This window comes from Mycolicibacter senuensis (assembly GCF_002101885.1).
Lineage (GTDB): Bacteria > Actinomycetota > Actinomycetes > Mycobacteriales > Mycobacteriaceae > Mycobacterium > Mycobacterium senuense.
Genome location: NZ_LQPS01000002.1, coordinates 1 through 1,273, shown reverse-complemented (window position 1 = coordinate 1,273; position 1,273 = coordinate 1). Strand labels below are relative to the sequence as shown.

The following is a 1,273-nucleotide window of genomic DNA, read 5'->3' as shown; positions in this document are numbered from 1 at the left end:
CGGGCAGATTCATACGGTCAATGCAACGTCTCTGATTAGGAGGTTGCAATGCCGACTGGGTTCCCGACTCCGTGGCCGATGCGAAGGCAGTTCTTCGATTTGGTGTGTGCTGGCACCTCGGTGATGCAGGCCGAACGCCAGCTAGGCGTGTCACGCAATGTCGGCCGACAGTGGTGGAGCAAAGCTGGCGGTATGAAACTGATGACCGGCAAAGGCGATCTCGGGCTGGCCGAACCCGGCGATCTGACTGGCACTGGCGGGCGTGGTCACCGGCTCAGCTATGACGAACGCCTTCGCATCATGCGCGGGCTCGATCAAGGGCTCATACAGGCCGACATTGCCCGCCAACTCGACCGCGATGCCAGCGTTATCTCCCGGGAGATCAAACGGAATAGCACTCCTGGCGGGGACTACCACGCAGGGCTGGCACATGCTCGGGCCGCTCACAACGCCAAGCGGCCCAAGGAGTTCAAACTCAACGACAGCACATTGTGCGCCGCCATCGAAGGATGGATGGACGACGGGTGGAGCCCGAAGCTCATCGCGGAGATGTTGGCCCGGGACCACCCCGATGACAGGCTGGCACGGGTGAGCCACGAAACCATCTACAAGTGCCTCTACGTGCAAGGCCGCGGTCAACTGCGCGCCGAGCTGCACAAGTGCTTGTCGACCAAACGCGCAGGCCGCAAGTCCCGCGGCCATACCGAGCGCCGCGGAAAATTTAGTGACGTCATCACCATTAGCCAGCGCCCCGCCGAGGTTGACGATCGTGCGGTGCCCGGGCACTGGGAAGGCGACCTGATCCTGGGTGCTGGATGCGCCAGCGCGATCGGCACCCTGGTCGAACGCAGCACCCGATTCACCATCTTGTTGCACCTGCCCCACGACCACACCGCTGATTCGGTGGCCACCGCGATGATCGAGGCGATGAACGAGCTGCCAGCTCATCTGCGCCGCACCATCACCTGGGACCGCGGCAGTGAGATGGCCGGCTGGCACGACATCAGCCTGCAACTACAGGCCCCGGTCTATTTCTGCGACCCCCATTCCCCCTGGCAGCGGGGCAGCAACGAGAACACCAACCGACTGCTGCGCTTCTGGTTCGAAAAAGGCACCGACCTCAGCGGCTACACCAAAGCCGACCTCAAACGAATCCAAGACAAGCTCAACACCCGGCCCCGACCCACCCTGGATCTCGACACCCCGGCCCAACGCCTAGCCGCCCTGATCAAGCAAGCAGCATGAGGAAATGCACTAACCGCTTGACTTTGAG

General features: G+C 62.5%; 1 protein-coding gene. It reads left to right on the top strand.

Going from position 1 to position 1,273, the window contains the following annotated elements:
- The first annotated feature begins 48 nt into the window (after positions 1-48).
- Positions 49-1,245, top strand: a complete 1,197-nt coding sequence (locus AWC24_RS00275) for an IS30 family transposase (RefSeq protein WP_083080566.1) — start codon at positions 49-51, stop codon at positions 1,243-1,245.
- Positions 1,246-1,273: the final 28 nt, after the last annotated feature.